General features: G+C 40.4%; 23 protein-coding genes. 6 read left to right on the forward strand and 17 right to left on the reverse strand.

Going from position 1 to position 19,521, the window contains the following annotated elements; genetic code table 11:
- Positions 1–131: 131 nt before the first annotated feature.
- From asd to F9B85_RS09480, 8 genes are all read right to left on the reverse strand, one after another.
- Positions 132–965, reverse strand: coding sequence for an archaetidylserine decarboxylase (asd, locus tag F9B85_RS09445; protein WP_207707091.1), 834 nt, complete (start codon positions 963–965; stop codon positions 132–134).
- Between the two features lie 109 nt (positions 966–1,074).
- Positions 1,075–1,347 carry a LysM peptidoglycan-binding domain-containing protein gene (locus tag F9B85_RS09450; RefSeq protein WP_170270373.1) on the reverse strand — a complete coding sequence of 91 codons (273 nt, stop codon included), beginning with the start codon at positions 1,345–1,347 and terminating at the stop codon, positions 1,075–1,077.
- 119 nt (positions 1,348–1,466) lie between these two features.
- Positions 1,467–2,543, reverse strand: a complete 1,077-nt coding sequence (locus F9B85_RS09455; protein WP_151620252.1) for a PAS domain S-box protein — start codon at positions 2,541–2,543, stop codon at positions 1,467–1,469.
- Positions 2,544–2,779: 236 nt separating this feature from the next.
- The gene (locus F9B85_RS09460) at positions 2,780–4,363 is read right to left on the reverse strand and encodes a GMC family oxidoreductase (protein ID WP_151620254.1); all 1,584 of its coding nucleotides are present in this window, start codon (positions 4,361–4,363) and stop codon (positions 2,780–2,782) included.
- Positions 4,360–5,007 carry a gluconate 2-dehydrogenase subunit 3 family protein gene (locus tag F9B85_RS09465; RefSeq protein WP_170270375.1) on the reverse strand — a complete coding sequence of 216 codons (648 nt, stop codon included), beginning with the start codon at positions 5,005–5,007 and terminating at the stop codon, positions 4,360–4,362. The genes F9B85_RS09460 and F9B85_RS09465 overlap by 4 nt, the downstream gene beginning before the upstream one ends.
- Before the next feature lie 15 nt (positions 5,008–5,022).
- Positions 5,023–5,415: a hypothetical protein gene (locus tag F9B85_RS09470; protein WP_151620258.1), complete on the reverse strand. Its 393-nt coding sequence runs from the start codon at positions 5,413–5,415 to the stop codon at positions 5,023–5,025.
- Positions 5,416–5,440: 25 nt separating this feature from the next.
- Entirely contained in the window at positions 5,441–5,818 is a 378-nt protein-coding gene (locus F9B85_RS09475) for a hypothetical protein (protein WP_151620260.1), read from the reverse strand.
- Positions 5,819–5,945: 127 nt separating this feature from the next.
- The gene (locus F9B85_RS09480; RefSeq protein ID WP_151620263.1) at positions 5,946–6,917 is read right to left on the reverse strand and encodes an MBL fold metallo-hydrolase; all 972 of its coding nucleotides are present in this window, start codon (positions 6,915–6,917) and stop codon (positions 5,946–5,948) included.
- 153 nt (positions 6,918–7,070) lie between these two features.
- Between F9B85_RS09480 and F9B85_RS09485 the strand changes: the two genes are divergently transcribed.
- Positions 7,071–7,268, forward strand: coding sequence for a 4Fe-4S binding protein (locus F9B85_RS09485; protein ID WP_151620265.1), 198 nt, complete (start codon positions 7,071–7,073; stop codon positions 7,266–7,268).
- A gap of 29 nt (positions 7,269–7,297) precedes the next feature.
- On the opposite strand, the gene F9B85_RS09490 is transcribed toward F9B85_RS09485, so the two are convergent.
- Positions 7,298–7,780 (reverse strand): NUDIX domain-containing protein, encoded by a 483-nt coding sequence (locus F9B85_RS09490; RefSeq protein WP_170270376.1) that lies wholly within the window; start codon positions 7,778–7,780, stop codon positions 7,298–7,300.
- A 91-nt stretch (positions 7,781–7,871) separates the two neighbouring features.
- Here F9B85_RS09490 and F9B85_RS09495 point away from each other — a divergent pair, with 91 nt between their 5' ends.
- Together F9B85_RS09495 and F9B85_RS09500 are read left to right on the forward strand one after the other, a co-directional pair.
- Positions 7,872–9,212 carry an ATP-binding protein gene (locus F9B85_RS09495; RefSeq protein WP_170270378.1) on the forward strand — a complete coding sequence of 447 codons (1,341 nt, stop codon included), beginning with the start codon at positions 7,872–7,874 and terminating at the stop codon, positions 9,210–9,212.
- Positions 9,213–9,273: 61 nt separating this feature from the next.
- Positions 9,274–9,867, forward strand: coding sequence for a YitT family protein (locus F9B85_RS09500; protein ID WP_151620271.1), 594 nt, complete (start codon positions 9,274–9,276; stop codon positions 9,865–9,867).
- Positions 9,868–9,917: 50 nt separating this feature from the next.
- Here F9B85_RS09500 and F9B85_RS09505 read toward each other — a convergent pair whose 3' ends face one another.
- The 3 genes from F9B85_RS09505 to nth all read right to left on the reverse strand — a co-directional run bounded on the left by F9B85_RS09505 (position 9,918) and on the right by nth (position 12,323).
- Entirely contained in the window at positions 9,918–10,613 is a 696-nt protein-coding gene (locus F9B85_RS09505) for a YetF domain-containing protein (protein WP_151620273.1), read from the reverse strand.
- A 112-nt stretch (positions 10,614–10,725) separates the two neighbouring features.
- Positions 10,726–11,676: a D-2-hydroxyacid dehydrogenase gene (locus tag F9B85_RS09510; protein ID WP_151620275.1), complete on the reverse strand. Its 951-nt coding sequence runs from the start codon at positions 11,674–11,676 to the stop codon at positions 10,726–10,728.
- Positions 11,673–12,323 (reverse strand): endonuclease III, encoded by a 651-nt coding sequence (gene nth / locus F9B85_RS09515; protein ID WP_207707094.1) that lies wholly within the window; start codon positions 12,321–12,323, stop codon positions 11,673–11,675. Before nth ends, F9B85_RS09510 begins: the two co-directional genes overlap by 4 nt.
- A gap of 95 nt (positions 12,324–12,418) precedes the next feature.
- Here nth and F9B85_RS09520 point away from each other — a divergent pair, with 95 nt between their 5' ends.
- Positions 12,419–12,679 (forward strand): DUF896 domain-containing protein, encoded by a 261-nt coding sequence (locus tag F9B85_RS09520; RefSeq protein WP_151620279.1) that lies wholly within the window; start codon positions 12,419–12,421, stop codon positions 12,677–12,679.
- A gap of 96 nt (positions 12,680–12,775) precedes the next feature.
- Here F9B85_RS09520 and F9B85_RS09525 read toward each other — a convergent pair whose 3' ends face one another.
- The 4 genes from F9B85_RS09525 to F9B85_RS09540 all read right to left on the reverse strand — a co-directional run bounded on the left by F9B85_RS09525 (position 12,776) and on the right by F9B85_RS09540 (position 16,346).
- Entirely contained in the window at positions 12,776–13,021 is a 246-nt protein-coding gene (locus F9B85_RS09525; protein WP_151620281.1) for a DUF3243 family protein, read from the reverse strand.
- A gap of 156 nt (positions 13,022–13,177) precedes the next feature.
- Positions 13,178–13,507, reverse strand: coding sequence for a rubredoxin-like domain-containing protein (locus F9B85_RS09530; RefSeq protein ID WP_151620283.1), 330 nt, complete (start codon positions 13,505–13,507; stop codon positions 13,178–13,180).
- A gap of 110 nt (positions 13,508–13,617) precedes the next feature.
- Entirely contained in the window at positions 13,618–14,412 is a 795-nt protein-coding gene (locus tag F9B85_RS09535; protein WP_151620285.1) for a helix-turn-helix domain-containing protein, read from the reverse strand.
- Between the two features lie 203 nt (positions 14,413–14,615).
- A complete protein-coding gene (locus tag F9B85_RS09540) occupies positions 14,616–16,346 on the reverse strand; it encodes a beta-propeller domain-containing protein (RefSeq protein WP_151620287.1) in 1,731 nt (576 codons plus the stop codon).
- A 167-nt stretch (positions 16,347–16,513) separates the two neighbouring features.
- Here F9B85_RS09540 and F9B85_RS09545 point away from each other — a divergent pair, with 167 nt between their 5' ends.
- Together F9B85_RS09545 and F9B85_RS09550 are read left to right on the forward strand one after the other, a co-directional pair.
- Positions 16,514–17,317, forward strand: coding sequence for a LysM peptidoglycan-binding domain-containing protein (locus tag F9B85_RS09545; protein WP_151620289.1), 804 nt, complete (start codon positions 16,514–16,516; stop codon positions 17,315–17,317).
- A gap of 208 nt (positions 17,318–17,525) precedes the next feature.
- A complete protein-coding gene (locus F9B85_RS09550) occupies positions 17,526–18,875 on the forward strand; it encodes a sodium-dependent transporter (RefSeq protein ID WP_151620291.1) in 1,350 nt (449 codons plus the stop codon).
- 73 nt (positions 18,876–18,948) lie between these two features.
- On the opposite strand, the gene F9B85_RS09555 is transcribed toward F9B85_RS09550, so the two are convergent.
- The gene (locus tag F9B85_RS09555; RefSeq protein WP_151620292.1) at positions 18,949–19,521 is read right to left on the reverse strand and encodes a TVP38/TMEM64 family protein; all 573 of its coding nucleotides are present in this window, start codon (positions 19,519–19,521) and stop codon (positions 18,949–18,951) included.

Raw genomic sequence — 19,521 nt, forward strand, 5'->3', positions numbered from 1 at the left:
AGCCATTGACCAGTTATTCTTTTTTTCGTACAATCCTGATAGGGTTCATTTACATCGAAATGAGCTCCCATTCCCCTATATATTTCTTCATGAAAAACCAGCCTTGCTTAGGCTGGTTTTTTTTTGTTTTTTTAATTGTTCAAAGCTTTGCCAATTGGTTCGCCCATCTTTACGGCGCAACCACTACTTAAGTTCTCTAGCCATTCCATCTTCTCTTTTTCAAAAAGAAGTATTACCGTTGAGCCAAATTGAAAATAGCCCAGCTCCTCCCCTTTTTGTAGAAAGGGTCCATCAGTATAATCTATAGCTGTTGCTTTCTCGCCTTGGTTCGAGACAACGGTATCATAGTTGACTTTGATACTGCCTACAATAACAGCTCCCACTTTTACAAGGGCAAAAGAACCTATCTGGCTATCCATGTAAGTGATCAATCTTTCATTTCTGGCAAACAATCCTGGTACGTTTTGTACACCTCTTGCATTAACGGGATATAGCCGTCCTGGCCAGTAAGCACAACCTTGAACCTGTCCTGCATAAGGAGTATGAATACGGTGGTAGTCCCGTGGGCTCAAGTAAATTGTGACAAAGTGCCCACCCATAAACTGCTTTACTTTTTGTGAATCACCTAGTAGATCTTCTAGAGAGTAGGTAATCCCCTTGGCCTGAATTAATTTACCTGCTGTAATTCTGCCTATCTGAGAAACGACACCATCAACTGGGCTAACAATGACATGCTCATCTTGACTAATTGGTCTTAGACCTGGTTTTAGTTTTCTAATAAAAAAATCGGCCAGAGAGCCATAGTCTTGCAAAGGTTTTTCCGCTTCTTCTACATTGATCTTAAATCGTCTAGCAAATAAAGGAATAAAAGCTCTACTCCAAGTAGCAGAAGCCCAAATGCCAGCCCGCCGGGATAACCATTTATCAGGCAATATATTGAACAGAGCGAGCCATAGTTGACGCAACCCTTTCCCTCCCGACAAACTTTTCATTGGAAAATAGCATACCGAAGTAAAGGGTCTATGTCAAATATAGCTTAAGAAAAAAGCGACAATCTTTTTAAATTTTCTACTATTATTGAGATGTTGCTGTTTTTTGTTTCAGTGGAACTGCTACTTCTTCAGGCATAGGCTTTGATAATGGTTCAGGAGAGGGTTGAGGCCGAGGTGGTTGATGCTGAGGAGGTACGGGAGCTGGTCGTCTTATAGGAATTTGCAGTCTTTGGCCCACGTAAAGCAAGTCTGGATCAGGAAGATCGTTATACTGAAGCAGATCAGATACCTTTATTCCATAGCGACTGGCAATTTTTCCAAGACTATCTCCCTTTTGAACAATATATATGAGCAAAAAAAAGACCTCCTTTCCTGTTTTATTCCATCTTATTCCATGGAGGATCAGAAGGTCCAAAAAAAGACTGCTTCTAAGAAAAAAAAGACCAGCTCTTCGGTTATAAGAGCCAGTCTTTTTTATACTGCTGGAAACTTTATCAAAAAACTTGTCCCTCTACTACTTGTCTCTACTTCTATCTTTGCTTTGTGCCTTTCGGCTATATTATAAGAAATAGCTAATCCTAGTCCCGTTCTATTAGCTATACTTGTAACGAAGGGCGTACCAAGCTTGCTCTTTATTTCCGGATCAATACCTTTGCCCTCATCGATGACAGCTAAAACAACCTTAGAGCCTTCAGTAAAAGTTTTTAAGGTTAGTTTTTTTCGTGAATCCATTGCTTCAATACCATTTTGAGCAAGGTTTAAGATTAATTGTTTTAGTTCTTCTTCATCACCAACTATTTTTTGGGAACTTTTCAACTCCATATGAACATCTTTTTCCTCCAAGAAGGCCTTCGATTGAATTAATGGAAAAATATCCTTAATTACGCTATTGATATTCAGTAGCTTCGGATTATCTGATTTGTTTTTGGAAAGAGACAAGAATTCTGTAATTATGTGATTAGCTCGGTCTAACTCGGAAATCATCAAATCAAAGCAATCTATATCGCTATAATATTTTCTTTTCAGAAATTGCAAATATCCTCTGACAGATTGTAGAGGATTTCGAATCTCATGTCCTATACCGGCGCCTAGCTGGCTTATTAGGTTTAATCGTTCCGATTTTAGTAACTGCTCCATGATTTGCTTTTTTTCTGTAATATCTCTTCCTACAGCAAAAATTCGATTTTCTTTTTCTAAGGGAATGGTATTCCACTCAAACCATTTATAACTACCATTTCTGCATAAAATTCGACTTATATTGTAAACTTTCTTCTCTACATTAGATTCAATGATTTTTTTTACATATTCTCTATCTTCGGGGTGAAGAAAATAGACACAGCTCTTCCCAATAACTTCTTCTGGCTTATATCCAAGTATTTCTTCAACAGCAGAGTTGACGGTAACAATATTCCAGTCGAAATCATAGACAAGTAAAAAATCTGACGTTAGCATAGTGAAATAATCTGATTCTGCTAATTTCTCTCTTGTGTAGAGTGCTTTTTCTATCGGTGCTTCTAAATTGTCGCATGGAAGTCTTAATGGTAGACTCATCACATCACCACCTAAATATAAAGTTTTGTGGTTTTTCTAGAAAGAAATTAGTCCCCTCTTTCACGTTGTAATTTTTTGTAATTTTTTTACTCTTTTGCTTACCTTATGGACATTATATCAGTGCAGAAGTGAAAACCCTGTCGAATTTTGAGCTTCGACAGGGTTTTTTCATTCTATAAATTTTTAATCAAATTAATCAATTCTTCTTTCCTTAACTCTGTCTGACATAGTGAAGCTCACAAATTCCCCTGCCGAAACTCCTCCACCATATAGTCTGCAGTCCGCCAGGCCAGTGCCATAGCTGTTAAAGTGGGGTTGGAAGCACCTGAAGTTACCCAGGTAGACGTATCAGCAATAAATAGGTTCTTATGATCATGACTCCTTCCCCAGCCATCGACGACAGAATCGGAACTATTGCTACCCATACGACAACCGCCAAGCATATGAGAAGTATCAGGGCAGATAAACTCTACTTTCCCCCCCGCCGCTTCTAAGATTTGCTTACACATATTCACGCCATCTTCAATCACTTTGCGATCATTGTCGCCATAAGAGAAAGTAACAATCGGCGCTGGCAAGCCAAATTCATCTTTTTCATCGGAGAGCGTAATCGAATTCTTAATCTGTGGTAATACTTCACCCACTATAGTCAAGCGAGCAAAATAATTGTAATCACGGGCAATTTCGCGCAAATGGCGACCCCAAGTCTTCGTCGTTTTGGTGACAATCTTCATAAAAGCTAAGGGCCTAGAACCATGAGCATGAATGGAATAACCGCGCACACGAGATCCATCGCTAGGAGATTCGTAGAATTCCTGAGTTGTCGTTAGAATTGGTGTGCCTTTATAAGGCAAGATCTCCTCAGGAAACCTAGCCACTACTTCATGACCTGAATGCAACATAAAGCATTTGCCTACCATACCACTGCTATTAGCTAAGCCCTTTTTGTGCCGTCCATCTGCTGACATAAGCAGAAGGCGAGGCGTTTCAATAGCTGAGGCGCAGAGGATGACAGCTTTTGCTTTTTGTCGATACTCATGACCATTGAATAAAAAGGTAACACCTTCAATAGTATCGTCAGGCTTACAAAGTAGGCGATTAACCATACAACCGTGGCGAAGTTCTACACCAGCATCAAGAGCTCTGGGAATATGATGTATTAAAGTTGAGAACTTCGAATTAGGTAGACAGCCTTGAGCACAAAAGCCACGGTTAATACAAGGTGGGCGTCCTTGAAAAGGTGCCGATAAGATAGCCAGTGGTGCTACAGAACTGCGAATACCTAACTTTTCACAACCAATGCGTAAGACTTGATGCATCGCTCCTACTGGCTCGCGAGCTGGATAAGGATAGGGACCATGAAAACCTCCCCAGGGATAATGCTTTGGTCCTGAGACAGGTATTTCTTTTTCTAACTGCTCATAGTAAGGGGCTACATCTTCATAGGTAATAGGCCAGTCTTCACCAACACCATCAATAGTCTTAATGCGAAAATCAGAAGGAAATAGTCGCGGCACTACAGCAGTAAAGTGGTTAGTACCTCCACCGACGCCAGAACCAGAAATATTATGACCTAATTCAGGAGCATCTGTGCCTGCAGTCAAGCGCTTCATGCGCCAAGCTGTTTTACGCATGTGCAGTTCATCGCTCACAAAGTCACGACTAACTTCCCAGTAAGGGCCTGCTTCAATTAAGACAACAGAAAGACCAGCACGACCTAATTCCTGCGCTACAACAGCGCCCGTTGCACCAGCACCAACAATAACAACATCGACTTCTTCATTTAAGTTCTTCCAAGGTAGACCAGTTTCATGATTCATCGGTCCACCCTCCGAATAGGCCCTGGTCCTAGACCTGCTTCCGCTCTCTTAGCTACTAACTTCCTGTCTAACCTTGCTTCCCAAGGATCTTTTAGGCCATATTCGATACGATAGTAGCCGCGGGGGTAAGCAGGTCCACCATAGCCTATCTCTGACCATATCTCAGGCTGAGAAAAGAAAAAGTCTACAGCCGTACGTAGCAGTTTGTTAAAAAAATCTTGAGGCTTAATTTCCTTCCAGATCACTTCACCACGCTGCACTTGACCTAGGATTTCATCTTTTTGTTGAGCTGTTAATTGTAAAAAAGACTCTTCATAAGCTTGCATCGCTGTTGTATCTAATAAAGTAAGACCTAGGCGGAACAAAGCTTCTTCTTCTGCTACGCCTACTTGGCGATAACCTTGCCCTCTTTTTTCGGCCAAATGATCATCAATTTGACCTGCTACACGAGCAATTATTCCTTTATCTTCTTCATCAACTATTCTATGCAAAGCTGATTTAAGCAAAGTCAATTCCTGAGGAGAAAAAAAGCGGGGCATACCTGGTGCTTTTAAGCGTCCTTCTACGACATGGCGCGTATTTTCATCCCACTTTGCTTTTTCTTTCATTACATCATAGTCAGGGTAAATCGTTGAAACCGTCATATCCATGCCCCCTTTCTACAATAAGAGAGCCAGTAAGCCGAAAATAGATAGACCAGAAACCATAAGCGGTAAGATAAAGGGCGGACCAACCATAACATTGTTAATGTCCCATCCCCCTACGCGTTGACTGACGCCTCGGCCATGATAATAAAAACCAGAAAGGCCACTAAATAGTTCAACAACTAAAAGAATTAAAAAAAGCCAACGCAAAATTGAAAGGTCTCGCCACGTCAAAAGAAAACCAACAAGGGCCGCTACTGGTAAGCCAATAGTAGGACCCCACATTGCCCAGTGGCGAAAGTTTTGACGATAATGATAAAGCGTTGCCTGCACTGCTATGAGCAAAAAAGCAATGGACGTAAATAGTATAAGATAACGCTCAATCGGCCAACCGATCCATCGTTCCATTAACTACTCCTCCCAGTCGGAGACTTCACACCCCGACGTTCCCACCATAAGATGCTAATAATTGCTGAGCTTCCTCAAAGCGCTGTTCATCACAGACGACTGTAACGATATAATTTTCACCTGTTATGAAAGTACTGTTATCTGACATGCCAGAGGCAGTAGGCATAGCGGCCGCTAGAGGAGAGGTATCGTCACCCCCTTCTATGCCTTCTGATAAAGCTGTTACCGATCTACGCTCATCACCAGTTAGAGGATTAAAGTAACGCTCTGCTGACTGAGGCTCTGGGAAATGATGAAAATTATCCATTCTTACCGTTTCAAAACCTTTTTGCTTCAGATGCTTCGTAGCATCTTCTGCCAGATCAGACTCTTTAAAGTAAGCAATAATCGAACGTTCAGCCATAGAAAAAACCTCCTTTTCGAAAGTATTTTGTCGAAAAGGAGGTTTCCTTATCCTATATATACTATTATCCTGTTAGTTTCCTTTAAGCTTTTTGATTAAGAAATGGCGGCCAAAAGTTAAGCTAAGCTCAGTGATAGGTCTTGCTAATATCTTTTTTTGCAGGACTTTTTTCTATGGTTAAAGTGCCTCCAATGGGGAGTGGGTTAATTAGTTTAGTCACTTCAAGATCTTCTGCCGCTTTTTTGAAGCGCCGTAAAGGTTCGTCTATAGGTTCTAAGGAAAGCTGAAAAGTTTCGTGGTGCATGGGAAGAATGGAGCGAGCACCCATTTCTAGCGCCATCTGCAAGCCATCTTCGGGACTGCAATGATCGTCTTGAAACTCCTGAGGTTTATAAGCGGCAATTGGTACTAGCACCGCATCAATTCCTTGGGGACAAGCTTCTCGCACTTCTTCTACTAATTCACGGCTATAAGCACTATCGCCAATATAGAAGATGGAATAGTCTCCTTTTTGGATGAGGTAAGCAAGAGTCAGCTTAGAAGACTGTCCCATGGCTCTTTCACCTTTGTGGCGAGTCTGAAAAGTTTTAAAGTTTAAGTCTTCAAAGCTATAAGATTCGTTAGCTTTCAAGGCAACTTTCTTGTGAGGTAGATCTTGTACAACCGCTTCATCACCTGCTGGTAGTACAATCACAGCCTCTTCAGGCAAAGCTTTTAGACTAGCTAGATCAAGATGATCAAAATGAGCGTGAGATAGTAGAACAAACTGCAAAGAGTCAATCTGTTCAGGTTGTACAGCTGGTGCTACAAGCCTTTTCGGAAAAACAGCCCTTTTGGAGAAGATGGGGTCCGTAATCAAGCGCGTTCCTAGCATTTCAACTAACCAGGTAGAATGACCGACCCACCCTAGTGTTACTTCGTTATCTTTTCCCATCGGAACTGTAAGCAGTTTAGGTGGTTTTTTTACTTTATCGGTAAACTCTCTACCTAGATTGAGAGCCAAGTATGCCGCCGTAGGTCGGTACTTGGGCAAAATAAAAAAGAGAGCAACAGCGGCTAGTAAGATAAATAAAATAATCCCAATAATAGGTCCGATCATGGGAGCTCCTTCCTTTCTTTTGTAAACATTCGATCGGCCTATTATTTTGTTCCTTTGCTCATAAATATACCTACCATACCCCCCGTAGGTATATTGACATAGCCTCCATTAGCCCTTACTATAAAAATGTAAAAGAAAAGGAGGCTTCCCACCATGCTTTATATTGATTCTAACAAGTGTGATAAATTCAAAGGCTGTCCACCAGCCAAAATCTGTCCCACCAAGGCTATCATACCAGTTGGTTCTGTTCGTTTTTTCTGGGTAAAAGACTGGGTTATTGACGAGGAGAAGTGTATTAACTGCAAAAAATGTATTGAAAAGTGCCCTCACCAAGCTATTCTGGAAAAATAACTTCAGCTACTTCATTAGACAAGCCTACTTCAAATCTCTACTTCCCGCCCTAAATAGACTTGATGGCTACTAAAGCCTTTCTCGTAGTCCCTCCAGAATTGATGGTGTAAAATTCCTGGGTATACAGGTAAGGTAGCCGCTCTGATTTCTTCTTCAGACATGAAAAAGCAGTCTAAAATCATTTGCTCTCCCTCTGTCACTTCAGGATCTTTTCCTATCTGCAAAGTACCTCCTACGTAAGTAACTTGTATGTAAAGCTCAAGGTGATGAATTTTGCGAATATCATCTAGCCATTCCACTACATATAGCAATTTGTCAGCTCTGCACTGTAGATGACACTCTTCTAACATTTCTCTTTCTGCCGCTTCAAAAATCGTTTCCCCTTCATCGACACCACCACCTGGTGGCGATAGCCATTCGTATTTTCTACGGGGATGACGATGATGAATGAGCAGAATTTTTTTTTCTTCATTAACTAAAATTCCTGCGGCTCGCATTCGATGTCTATACAAGAGAGAATCGCCACCTTTCCTATTGCACATGCTTGAAACAAAGGATTTCTTTTTGAATTTGTCGAAAAGAAGCCTTGCAGAAAGGAGGTCCATGATGACAATTGCTTCTTCTTTTCGAAAAGAACAAGCCTTCTACGAAGAAGTCATGAGTGCTTGGCACTCTTTAGGCTTTTACCGACCTCTTCGAGAAGATAAAACCTTAAGCATAGCTTATCAGCTTTGCTCACATTTTTATAGCTCTTCAAAAGACATCTGGGTAGTTTCCGATCTATACTGGCAATTGTTCGAGAATCTAGTAAGTTACAGCGAATTAGATTCTCGAACTGTTGAAGGGGATTGCTGGCAAAACTATCTTTTGGATCGCACCTTAGAGTTAGAAACAACTTTTTCTCAAAAAGCGGCACTACACAAACCCACAGGCCTCGCTTTACGCTCCTCCTTGGCCATGGAATTAACGGCCTTACAGCATTTGTATAACCTTTCAGCCACTTGGTGGCAACAGGAAGCACAAAAAATTGTGGGACGTCCTTTACCTCTCTGGTCTGATCTTGAAGCACTAGAGCTTCATCAAGATAACTGGCTCATGTCAGGCTATCGAAAAATAAAAGCTCATCTGGCTAATACAGAAGATTGGTCCATGGAGCTTCCTAAGTTACTTGACTACTATGGGCAATACGGTTCAGGACTTTATGCTCGCTACCTAGCTTTTCGCTGGGAAAGTGAATTTGTTGGCATTGATGAACCTGATCCAATTGCTTTAGAAAATCTTATAGGTTACGAAAAACAACGTCAACAGATCATAGATAATACAGAAAAACTAGTCAAAGGCTATCGTGCAAACAATATTCTACTCTACGGTGATCGAGGTACTGGCAAATCTTCAACAGTTAAAGCCTTAATTCATCGCTTTGGCCAGCAAGGCTTGCGCTTATTAGAAGTTCCCAAAAGTCGCCTTGGCGAGTTTCCGGCTATTATATCAGCTAGTAAAAGAAAAAAAGGGGCTTTAATCGTCTTCGTTGACGATCTTTCTTTCGAAGATGGCGAAACAGGTTACCAGGAAATGAAAGCACTATTAGAAGGCGCAGTTGCAGTACGACCTGACAATATGGTGATCTACGCCACTTCTAATCGCCGACACTTGATCAAAGAAAAAGTAAGCGACCGTACTGTAGAAGTGCAAGAAGATGAATTAAGACCAGGCGACAGCTATCAAGAAAAAATGTCTCTAGCTGATCGCTTTGGCATTACGGTGACTTTTATGGCACCTACGCAAAAAGAGTACTTGCAAATTGTAGAATCACTGGCTAAGGAACGTAAGCTCTCCATGGCCAGAGAAGAATTGCACCGCCTTGCTCTAATCTGGGAAAGAAAACAAAACGGACGGTCTGGTCGTACAGCTAGGCAATTTATTGACTCTCTAAGTACAGAATAAGTCATAGATTGGGACGGGGTTGACTACTAATTGGATAAACACTCCAAAGAGGCGTTGACTTATGAAAATCAAAAAAATACCCTCCCAATCTTTCCTCATCGGTGAAAGGATTTTCCTTCTTATAGGGTCTTTTTTTGTAGCTTTAGCACTAGAAACTTTTCTTGCTCCTAATAAGATAATGGACGGAGGCACTACTGGCCTAGCAATTATACTTTCTCATCTTACTCCGCTATATCTGGGCTTTTGGATTGTCCTACTGAATATTCCATTTTTGTTCATCGGTCATTATTATTTTGGTGCTCCCTTTACTAAACGTTCTATCATGGCCCTATTCTTTCTTGGCTTTTTCATTTACTTGTTACACTTTGTACCTACCATAACAAACAACGATTTCTTAGCTTCTGTGCTCGGTGGTTTAGCTATCGGCATAGGAGTAGGTCTAGTTATTCGCGGTAAAGGTTCTATTGATGGCATTGATATTCTGGCCATTATTATTTCTCGTGGCAGTCGTTTTAGCCTTGGGCAAACAATTTTTTTCTTTAATATATCTATACTCATCCTTGGTGGTTTTGTCTTTGGTTGGCCAAAAATGTTTTACTCTTTGATTACTTATCTTTTCGCCTACCAAACTATAGATTTAATCGTACGATTATGATTTGTAAAAGATCACTAAGGAAAAGCTTTATCGGCTTACTTTTCGGTCCTTCATTTAGGACCGTCTTTTTTTAGGTCTACATAAAGGTTACCTTGTGTATCAATTTGAGCGATAAAAACTTCACTAATGTCATGAATTCCTCTATTCCTCAACTGCGTAATCAGCCATTCTTTGCTTAACTTAACTTCTTGCAAGCGATGTTCAATTATATTACCATCTTCCATAATAGTGGTCGGTAAACCAACATAAGGTGTAGCAAGGTTCAGATCTTTCGGTGTAAGAGGCGCTTTTTGGGCTTTTTTCAAAACTGATACACGCCCATCAGTCTCTAATATAGCAAACTCTATATCAGCTATGTCAAATGCTCCCTGTGAGCGCAGGCTAGACATCAGATCATCAATATTAAAACGATGTCTTTGCAAAGCTTGCTTATCTACTGTACCATTGACTATGATCAGAGATGGTTCACCTTCTACAACTTTACGAATCTTATAAGAGCGCAAAGTAACCCAGCCAAGCACAATTGGCAATATAATCCACACTGCTAAAGCTAAGAGACCATCCCAAAAATTATCACTACCTGCTAATGTCATATCAGCCGCCAACGAACCGATGGTAATACCGACTACATAGTCAAAGAGTGTCATTTGCGAGATAATTTGTCGGCCTAACATCCTTGTAAAGATTAATAAAAATGTGTAAGCGGCAAAACCACGAATAATAATACCAGATACATCTATATCCATGGTAAATCCTCCTGTTAATGCAGGATCATCTTACCCATTTTAGATAAAAAAAAAGCAAGACCTTACCTTATATAGGTAGGTTCTTGCTTTTCTTCTCTAACTAAAATATTTTTTAGTAGCCTCTTTCCAGATCAATTACATTAAGTGGCAAAGGCTTCTCTTCGATAAATGCTTTCAAGTTAGTTTCGAATACTTCCATGGCTCTTTCCATGTAGCGAGGTGAACGACCAGCTACATGAGGCGTAATCAACACATTGTGCATCTTCCAGAGAGGGTTGTTTTCAGAAAGAGGTTCTTTCTCAAAAACATCCAAAGCGGCACCGGCAATGCGGCCTTCCTCTAAGAACTGGATCAAGACTTTTTGATCAACAACTTTGCCACGAGCAACGTTTATGAAAATGGCAGACTTTTTCATAGCATCGAGCTCAGCTTCCCCAATTAAATTCTCCGTTTTCTCTACGAGAGGCACTGTGACAACTACAAAATCAGCTTCTGACAAAGCTCTGCGCAATTGGTCCGTAGGATAAACTTTATGAACACCTTCTACATCTCGACCGTCTGTATTAACACCAGTGACACGCATACCAAAAGCTCGGCATCTAGCAGCTATTTCTTGACCTAATGCACCTAAGCCTACAATAGTCACCGTCTGTTCGAATAATTCATCGAATTTGACGTGATATTCCCATCTAGAAAGCTCTTGCATGCGAGTAAAGAAAGGTAACTGACGTACAAAAGAAAGCATCACACCGAGGGTATGTTCAGCTACTTGAATTCGATGAATACCCCGTACATTAGTTAACTGAATTTCTCTTTCTATTAAGGCTTGGAATGGAATATTTTCTAATCCTGCACTCATGGAATGAATCCAGCGCAGTTTCTCTGCTCTTTTGAGTAACTGAGGCGTAAGTCCTTCACCATAAGTAACTAAAACATCAGCTCTCGGTAAGTATTCTAGAGCTTCCCCTGTAGTGCGACAAATACGCCAATGTATACCTGGATAGGCATCTTCTAAACGATCTAGATAAACTTCTTTGATTGCCATCGTCGTCAATACTTTCATGGCCCAGTCCCCCTTACTTCAAGCTGTTCGTTACTGTACAATTGACAATACAGTGCTAGTTGACAACGCTCACAATCAGCCTTGCGAGCATGACAAACTTGTCTACCGTGGTAAATAAGACAGTGATGAAGTTGTGACCAGAGCTCTTCTGGTACTTTTTCCATCAGCCTCTGTTCTGTTTTCCAAACGTCTTTACTATCAGATAAGCCTAGTCGATTGGAAACACGTAATACATGAGTGTCTACTGCAATAGCCGGTATGTTGAAAGCATTGCTGAGCACAACATTGGCCGTTTTTCTTCCTACTCCAGGTAGAGCTTCTAATTCTGTTCTTACAGAAGGTACAACGCCACCATACTTTTCTACTAATATTCTACAGGTTGCTAAGATATGGCGCGCTTTGTTTTTATAGAGACCAATCGTTCGTATTTCTTTTTCCACTTCTGACTGGGATAATGGAAGAAAATCTGCAGGCGTCGGGTAACGTGCAAAAAGATCAGGTGTGATCTGATTGACAGACTTATCAGTCGCCTGGGCGGCTAAAATAGTAGCAATGAGCAGTTCAAAAGGATTTTTGTAGTGTAAAGCACAACAAGCATCTGGATACATCTCTATAAGAGTTGATACAATGAGACTATCTCTGTCCAGAATGGTCCACTCCTGTTCTTTTTCACCGCCTTAATAACCTGTCAGTATTAAAGTTTACCACAATCATGGAACTATAGAAAGGAGACTTTATCTAAATGATACCAAAAGAACTTATTGAAAGAATCAACGAATTGTCGCGCAAGAATCGCTCTGAAGGATTAACAGAGGAGGAACAGCTAGAACGTGATAACTTACGTCGTCAATATGTAGAAGCCATGAGAACGCGCTTCAAAGATGTTCTCGACAACGTAAAAGTTGTTTCTCCTGAAGACGTTTCTACATCTACAGCACAAGTAAATGGCCTTGCTGATAAGCAAAGTTGCTCCTGTGGATGTGGCGAGAAAAAGCTTCATTAAACCTTTTTCAGTAGATGAGTAGCAATTACTGGCAAAAGGTAGACGTAACATAGGCGCAGGTTTTTTTCCTGCGCCTATGGAAAGACAGGGCCTTTTTTAATGAAGTCCTTGTTTTCCGTAACGCAAAAGAACATCAGCTAACACTTTTTTCTCATCTTCTGTGCTTATATCCCATAGCTCTTTCATTAGTTTTTCTTCAGGCTTATTAGCTGAAAAAAAGTGAACTGCAATATCAGCTAAGTTAACAATGCCTTCTTTCATGACATCGTCAGAAATGCCATGATTTTTCCCTTCTGCAATGCGAGATGCTAGCCGTTCTTTGAAACCTTCAATATCTACCATTTTTACTCCACCTCTTATGATTGAACTTTTTCCCTTATTAGAATTTTCCCCAGGACCATAAGAGCATACACCAATTTACTTATTATTTTTGTTGTTCCGAACAAAAAGAGTCGAAGTCCTAGGACGACGACTCTTTTTTGTCATATCTAGAGCTTTTTAGCCCCATTTTCCTTTACTCATGTGACCTTGAATTTCTGCCTTAATAGACTGTCTATACTCTATGGCAGAATTCTTGATCGCATCGAAGACTTTATTACAGCCAGGATCCAAATCTTCTTCACGACCTTCTTCAGCTAGTGCAATCACATTTTCAAGAACAGCTAGCATTTGTACATGAATATCATTGGTAACTCGAGATTTTTCAACTAGATTGGCCGCCTCTTCTGTAAGCTGGCTAAATTTTTCTTGAGGTGCGCCGCATTTGGGACAGTTAACTGGAGCGGCAGAGCCTTCGTGAATATATCCACAGACACCACATTTGAACATTAAGAAGATACGCCACCTTTCTCTATTAGTTAATGGGAAGTTTTTCCCATCTCCCCATTTTTATTCGACAAAGAGAAAGATCTTCCTGCTACAGTATGTACTAATTTACTCTAACAACAATCTTTTTCAAGTTCTTTTTCTACTGTTGTAACTGGACGTTCTTCTTTGAGCAATCGTATGACACCGAAGACAAAGCGAAGTTCTTCTTCTCTTAAATCATAAATCATACGTAAAACTTCTTGAACTTTAGGCTCTTTCAGTAACTGAATTAAGTCATCGCCAATGAGAGGAAGCAATGTTTCTAGAGAAGGTTGAGGAACAAGAAAATAGCAAGGTGTTACCCCTAGTACTTCTGAGACTCTTTCTATTGTACGTAAAGATGGCTGAACCTTACTTTGCTCTAGTTGGCCAATTAAGCCAGGAGAAACACCAGCTTTTTCTGCTAACTCTGCTTGCGTTAACCCTGATTGTTCTCGTACTGTTCTTAAGCGAGTAGCAATCATAGATAGAGTACTAAAAAGCTGGGATACTGTAATATCTAATTCATCAGCAATAGCTCGTAATAAGTCTATGTTTGGTTTCGTTTCACCTTTTTCTATTTCTATAAGCTGACTTTCTTCAAGGCCGACAGCAGTAGCTAGATCAGCTAATGAGCGATTTTTCTTTTCACGAATCATACGAATTCTTTGTCCTAGACCAATTTCACTTTCTGTTATTGGCTTCATTACTTCTTCTCTTGGTACACCAAGGGCTGATGCAATCTTTATAACTGTTTTAGAAGCTCCTTCTTTTGTGCCTCTCTCAATTTCACTAAGATAAGATACAGAAACACCAGACATGCGCGATAATTCTTGAAGAGACAAGCCTTTTTCTTCTCTTTTTAAACGAATCCAAGATAGAGACATTTAATGATAACCTCCTCTAATCACTATAAACAAATAAAAACTATTGCAAATTTAACAGGAAAATATTGCTTTATACACTTAAGGTATCTTATTTGTCTAGAATTTTCAATTGAAAATTGTCGAAAAACAAAAAAATACCCCTAGCAGTTAGCTAAGGGTAGATCGAGCAATCCCTTTTTATTTAAGGGATTGCTCATTTACTTCTAAGGGATAGTTAATTCACTTCGATAATCTAATTTATCTATACCAAAAACTTGCAACTTACTCTCTGAGAGCAGGTATAAATTGTCACCTTCTTCAAAAATTCCAAAAACTGCTTCATCTTTTTTCTCCCTACTTTGTGGAATTTTACCCCAATGTTTTAAGCCCTTTTCTTCATCATACCGATAGAGGTAGACACCTTGAAAAAATTTTTCATCTTCTATGCCTTCTATCTGGCGAATAGTCACAGGAAAAGCAATAATCTCATTATCTTTACTAAAAAAAAGTGGCCGACTATCACGAAAAATAGTTGTATCACTGCCATACTGTCCTATAATCTCTAGAAACTTTTCCACTGGTTTAGCCTTATCAGTTAAGTCAAGAGCACTAAATCGTATCCCTTTTTCTCTACCAAAACCAAGCAAGATGTGGTCACCATAAGGATGCAGATAATTACTATAACTAGAGATAGGGAGCTTAGCTGAAAGAGTTGGTTGCTCAGGATAAAGACCATCAATTACATAGAAGGTCGCTTGCTCTTGAAATGTAACTAGATAAGCAAAGTGACTAGAGAAGGCAACAGCGGCAAGTTGTTCTTCTGGTGCTAATTCTTCTACTTTTCCTAAGATAGACAAGGTTTCATCAAGAATATAAAATTGTTGTTTGGCACCTTTTTCACCTGTAGCCCAAGGGTTTCCTTTCGTGGTTACAATCCATAAATTCCCTTCTTTTTCTACCATAGCAAATCGATTAAGCAAAGTACCTGGTACGTTACCTTGACCTTTGAAAACCATCTTATTATCTTTTATTGCAAATTTAAAAATAGAAGTATACTCTTCAAAGTTAGCTGGTTCTATGGAGCCTACTTTCTCCTGTTCCGGTGCTAGAATCAAAGGTGCTTTCGGTGTGTACTGTGTAACAGCTACATAGAGGCTATCTTCGGAAGCATAAACGTACTCTCCAGCTCCTAGATAAGATGCTATTTCTGCTTTTTGTTCATGCTGAACTATGGAAAATGATGCTACCGTCAAGTATTCTGGCTCAACAAAATAGGGGAAGTAATGGATTTCTGGATCATCTATTACACCAGGGTTATCTGCCATAGCGCTATCTACAAAAGAGTAGGTAGCTTTTTTTTCACCCTCGGAAGCGCGATAGCCACTGCTACTACGATTAGCGAAGAGATAGATTTTATCTCCTATACGACGAGAGCTAATGTAGCGACCATCTACCATTACTTCTCGCTTAACTTCTATCTCCCCCGATTCAGCTATGTCAAAGATCAATGCCTTTACAGTAGCAGGTCCATAGTAGGAATCGGCTTGATATACTGCCCTTTCTTTTTCTACTGTACCTACCAAGACTAGTTGTCTGTCTTTCAGGTATAGTTCTAAAGGGTAAAAGTTATCTTCCATCTCTTGGCAATAGACAATTTTCATCTCTTCTAATGGATAGGTCTGAACAATGATGAGTTGACCTCTTTTTAACATATATAGATAAGGCCCCTCTTCTTGAAAGAGGTCACCTTCTTCTACAACCTTTAAGGTCCTCTGAGATATATCTAGTTGATGTTCTTGCCTTGCTTCTTCCTGCGGTAAGCTAAGAGCTGGTAGATCTGGCTTATAGACTTTTTGTCCCTCTTCTTCTGCTCCACAGGCAGTAATCAAAAGGATTGTGAGGAGTGAGTAAAGGACTAGGGTACTCTTCTTCCATCCCCTTAAAAGCTTTTTCACAACCTTCTCTCCTTACAGCGTAGTTATTGAGATTAATTGTTCCAACTCATTATTTGGAAATAAAAAACACTTCTTTGACGGTATAAATTACACTATCACTATTCGAATGGTTATAAAGATGGCCAAAGCATCCACAAAACTATTCTTTACAAAGGAGAGAAAAAAGTATGAAGAAAAAATTGCTATATCCATTAAGCGTCGGCATTATTGCTAGTTTGCTTTTATTACCAAGCATTACAAGTGCTTCTCAAAGTATCTACCACGTAAAATCAGGTGATTCACTCTGGAGAATCGCAACAGCTCATTCCATGTCAGTGCAAGAACTCATGCGAGTCAATAACTTGACGAGCACCATGATCATTCCTGGTCAAGCACTACGCATTGAAAATGCTCGCTATACTGTACAACCTGGTGACAGCATGTTTCGTATCGCACAGAAACTAGGACTTAATCTACATAATTTCGTTCTAGCCAACCCTGGTATTAATCCTGATCGTATTTATGTTGGACAAGTTCTCAATCTACCTAGCCAAGCGCCAGCGCCAGCACCTGCTCCTGCTCCTGCTCCTGCTCCTACTCCTGCTCCACAACAACCAGCACAAAATAGTTTTGCACAGCAAGTAGCTGACCTTGTTAACGCAGAACGTGCCAAAGCTGGCCTTCAACCTATGCGCTTTGACAGTGCTTTAAGCAACGTAGCTCATATTAAGGCCAAAGACATGATTGACAACAACTACTTCTCTCATACTTCACCTACCCATGGTTCCCCTTTTGATATGATGAGAAGCTACGGTATTCAGTATCGCACGGCCGGTGAAAACATTGCTCGCGGTCAAAGAACACCTCAAGAAGTTATGAATGCTTGGATGAATAGTCCCGGCCATAGAGCCAATATCTTAAACGCTAACTTCAACACTCTTGGTGTTGGCTATTATCAAGGTGCCTGGGTTCAAATGTTTGTTGGTCGCTAAGCTAGAATGAGCATTATTTTCAATCAGAAAAAGGCAACTCCTACTAAGGGGTTGCCTTTTTCTGCTAGTGAACTAAATGTTAAGCAACCGGTAATACTAGGTGTGTTGTTAATCTCATGTTTTTACCTGTGATCACTATAGACTACTATTTTAGGTACAAACTAATGAGTTTCAATAGTAGTTGCAATCAGAATGGGGAGGTTTTTCAGTGGGTAATGGTAATAGAGAACAGTGGGCCTCACGATTTGGTTTTATTTTAGCAGCGGCAGGTTCAGCTGTGGGACTAGGGAACATCTGGCGCTTTTCTTACGTGGCCGGTGATCAAGGTGGCGCCGCTTTTGTTCTCATCTACTTGATCGCTATTATTCTCATTGGCTATCCTCTTATGGTTACAGAAATCGCCATTGGTCGCAAAACGCAACAAAGTCCTATTGGAGCATTCAAAAGCTTAGCTCCTGATACACCCTGGTGGCTCACTGGTGCTCTTGGTGTTCTGGCCGCTTTTGTAATCCTATCTTTTTATTCAGTCGTAGCTGGTTGGTCTCTCGCTTACACTTTCAAAGCTATCGGTGGTTTTGTGCCGGGGTTAGATTATGAAACTATTTTTGTAGAACATATCACCGATGTGTTTGCTCCTATTTTCTGGCATGCTCTTTTTATGATTCTAACTTTGCTCGTTATTACAGCTGGTGTTGTCAAAGGGATTCAGCGATGGGCCAAAATCTTAATGCCTATGCTCTTTGTGATCTTAATCGCACTTGTGCTTCGAGGACTTACTTTAGAAGGGGCTAGCGCTGGAGTGTCCTTCTACTTGTCACCCGACTTTGGAGAAATAACTGGAGAGACTTTTCTAACTGCCCTTGGGCAGGCCTTCTTTACCTTAAGCTTAGGTATGGGTGTTTTAATTACCTACGGCAGTTATCTACCCAAGAGAGAAAATGTATCAGATAGCGCCGGTTGGGTAATTGGTATGGATACGATGGTTGCTCTACTTGCTGGTTTTGCTATCTTTCCAGCCGTTTTTTCGCTAGGCTTCGATCCTGCTGGTGGCGTAGGCTTAGCATTTATCACTTTGCCAGCTGTCTTTGCAGAGATGCCTTGGGGCGGATTTTTCGGATTTTTGTTCTTCCTTTTGCTTAGTATTGCCGCCCTTACTTCTGCTTTCTCGCTCTTAGAAGTAGTCGTAGCCTGGCTTATTGATGAAAAAGGCTGGGATCGCATTAAAGCTTCTTTACTAGTCGGATTTATTATCTTCTTACTTGGACTTCCTCCCACCCTCGGTTACAGCCTGCTTAGTCATGTAAACATCTTAGGAATGGACATTTTAGACACTTATGACTTCATCAGCGGCAACATCTTACTTCCCCTAGGAGGTTTGCTAACAAGCATTTTTGCCGGCTATGTATGGAAAAGCAAAAATGTCATCGCTGAAGCTAACAACCCCAAAGGCAAGATTATTTTTGGCGAATGGTACGGCTATATCATTCAATATCTCTTACCATTAGCTATTGGTGCTGTTTTAATTTGGGGGATTGTGGATACCTTTTTCTTATCGTAATCAAGAACAGAAGGCCTGAGCTTCTTAAGTGAGAAGTTTCAGGCCTTTATTAGTTACAGTACCTTTCATAAACTTAAAACCAGTATTTATTCACATAGTCAATCAGAAAAGTAGCACCACTCCCTAGAGCGGCCATAAAAATTGCTATAGGAAAAATAGCGACAGCAGAAGTCCAGAGATAACGACCAAAAGGCACTTTCCACATAGGTGCTACGTATTTCACAATATCACTACCTACAAAAGGAATAAAACGCACACCAATCAGAAAAAGTGGTGATGATACTGGTATGTTACGTATAAAAGGAGGTAGCTTTTTCATATAACGAGACAAATTTGCTTCCTCTGCACCCTGATAAATGAGCCAATAACCTACAATAGAACCTGTCAAAGAGCCAATCCAATTAACGAGCGAACCTAAATATATGCCGTAAATGAAACCATTAGCTAGTGCTACAGGCTCTGAACCCATGGGAGAAACACTTAATATGATGTGTAAAGGAATAGTAAAAAAAAGAGCAATTTTTTCATTTTCTCGAATTTCTTCTAAGAAAGCTACTAGATCAAGACCCAGATAAGTCAACAGAAAAGGAAAAAGCATCAGGACAATCAGAATAGAAAGAGCACGGTATTGACGTAAAGACTTCAT

Source organism: Heliorestis acidaminivorans (assembly GCF_008933955.1).
In the GTDB taxonomy this organism is placed as follows: Bacteria; Bacillota; Desulfitobacteriia; order Heliobacteriales; family Heliobacteriaceae; genus Heliorestis; species Heliorestis acidaminivorans.

Coding starts and splice junctions, on each gene's coding strand:
- F9B85_RS09455 (WP_151620252.1), bottom strand. CDS start 2,543: ATGAGTCTACCATTAAGACTTCCATGCGACAATTTAGAAGCACCGATA.
- F9B85_RS09460 (WP_151620254.1), bottom strand. CDS start 4,363: ATGAATCATGAAACTGGTCTACCTTGGAAGAACTTAAATGAAGAAGTC.
- F9B85_RS09465 (WP_170270375.1), bottom strand. CDS start 5,007: ATGACGGTTTCAACGATTTACCCTGACTATGATGTAATGAAAGAAAAA.
- F9B85_RS09470 (WP_151620258.1), bottom strand. CDS start 5,415: ATGGAACGATGGATCGGTTGGCCGATTGAGCGTTATCTTATACTATTT.
- F9B85_RS09475 (WP_151620260.1), bottom strand. CDS start 5,818: ATGGCTGAACGTTCGATTATTGCTTACTTTAAAGAGTCTGATCTGGCA.
- F9B85_RS09480 (WP_151620263.1), bottom strand. CDS start 6,917: ATGATCGGACCTATTATTGGGATTATTTTATTTATCTTACTAGCCGCT.
- F9B85_RS09485 (WP_151620265.1), top strand. CDS start 7,071: ATGCTTTATATTGATTCTAACAAGTGTGATAAATTCAAAGGCTGTCCA.
- F9B85_RS09495 (WP_170270378.1), top strand. CDS start 7,872: ATGATGACAATTGCTTCTTCTTTTCGAAAAGAACAAGCCTTCTACGAA.
- F9B85_RS09500 (WP_151620271.1), top strand. CDS start 9,274: ATGAAAATCAAAAAAATACCCTCCCAATCTTTCCTCATCGGTGAAAGG.
- F9B85_RS09505 (WP_151620273.1), bottom strand. CDS start 10,613: ATGGATATAGATGTATCTGGTATTATTATTCGTGGTTTTGCCGCTTAC.
- F9B85_RS09510 (WP_151620275.1), bottom strand. CDS start 11,676: ATGAAAGTATTGACGACGATGGCAATCAAAGAAGTTTATCTAGATCGT.
- F9B85_RS09520 (WP_151620279.1), top strand. CDS start 12,419: ATGATACCAAAAGAACTTATTGAAAGAATCAACGAATTGTCGCGCAAG.
- F9B85_RS09525 (WP_151620281.1), bottom strand. CDS start 13,021: ATGGTAGATATTGAAGGTTTCAAAGAACGGCTAGCATCTCGCATTGCA.
- F9B85_RS09530 (WP_151620283.1), bottom strand. CDS start 13,507: ATGTTCAAATGTGGTGTCTGTGGATATATTCACGAAGGCTCTGCCGCT.
- F9B85_RS09535 (WP_151620285.1), bottom strand. CDS start 14,412: ATGTCTCTATCTTGGATTCGTTTAAAAAGAGAAGAAAAAGGCTTGTCT.
- F9B85_RS09545 (WP_151620289.1), top strand. CDS start 16,514: ATGAAGAAAAAATTGCTATATCCATTAAGCGTCGGCATTATTGCTAGT.
- F9B85_RS09555 (WP_151620292.1), bottom strand. CDS start 19,521: ATGAAGTCTTTACGTCAATACCGTGCTCTTTCTATTCTGATTGTCCTG.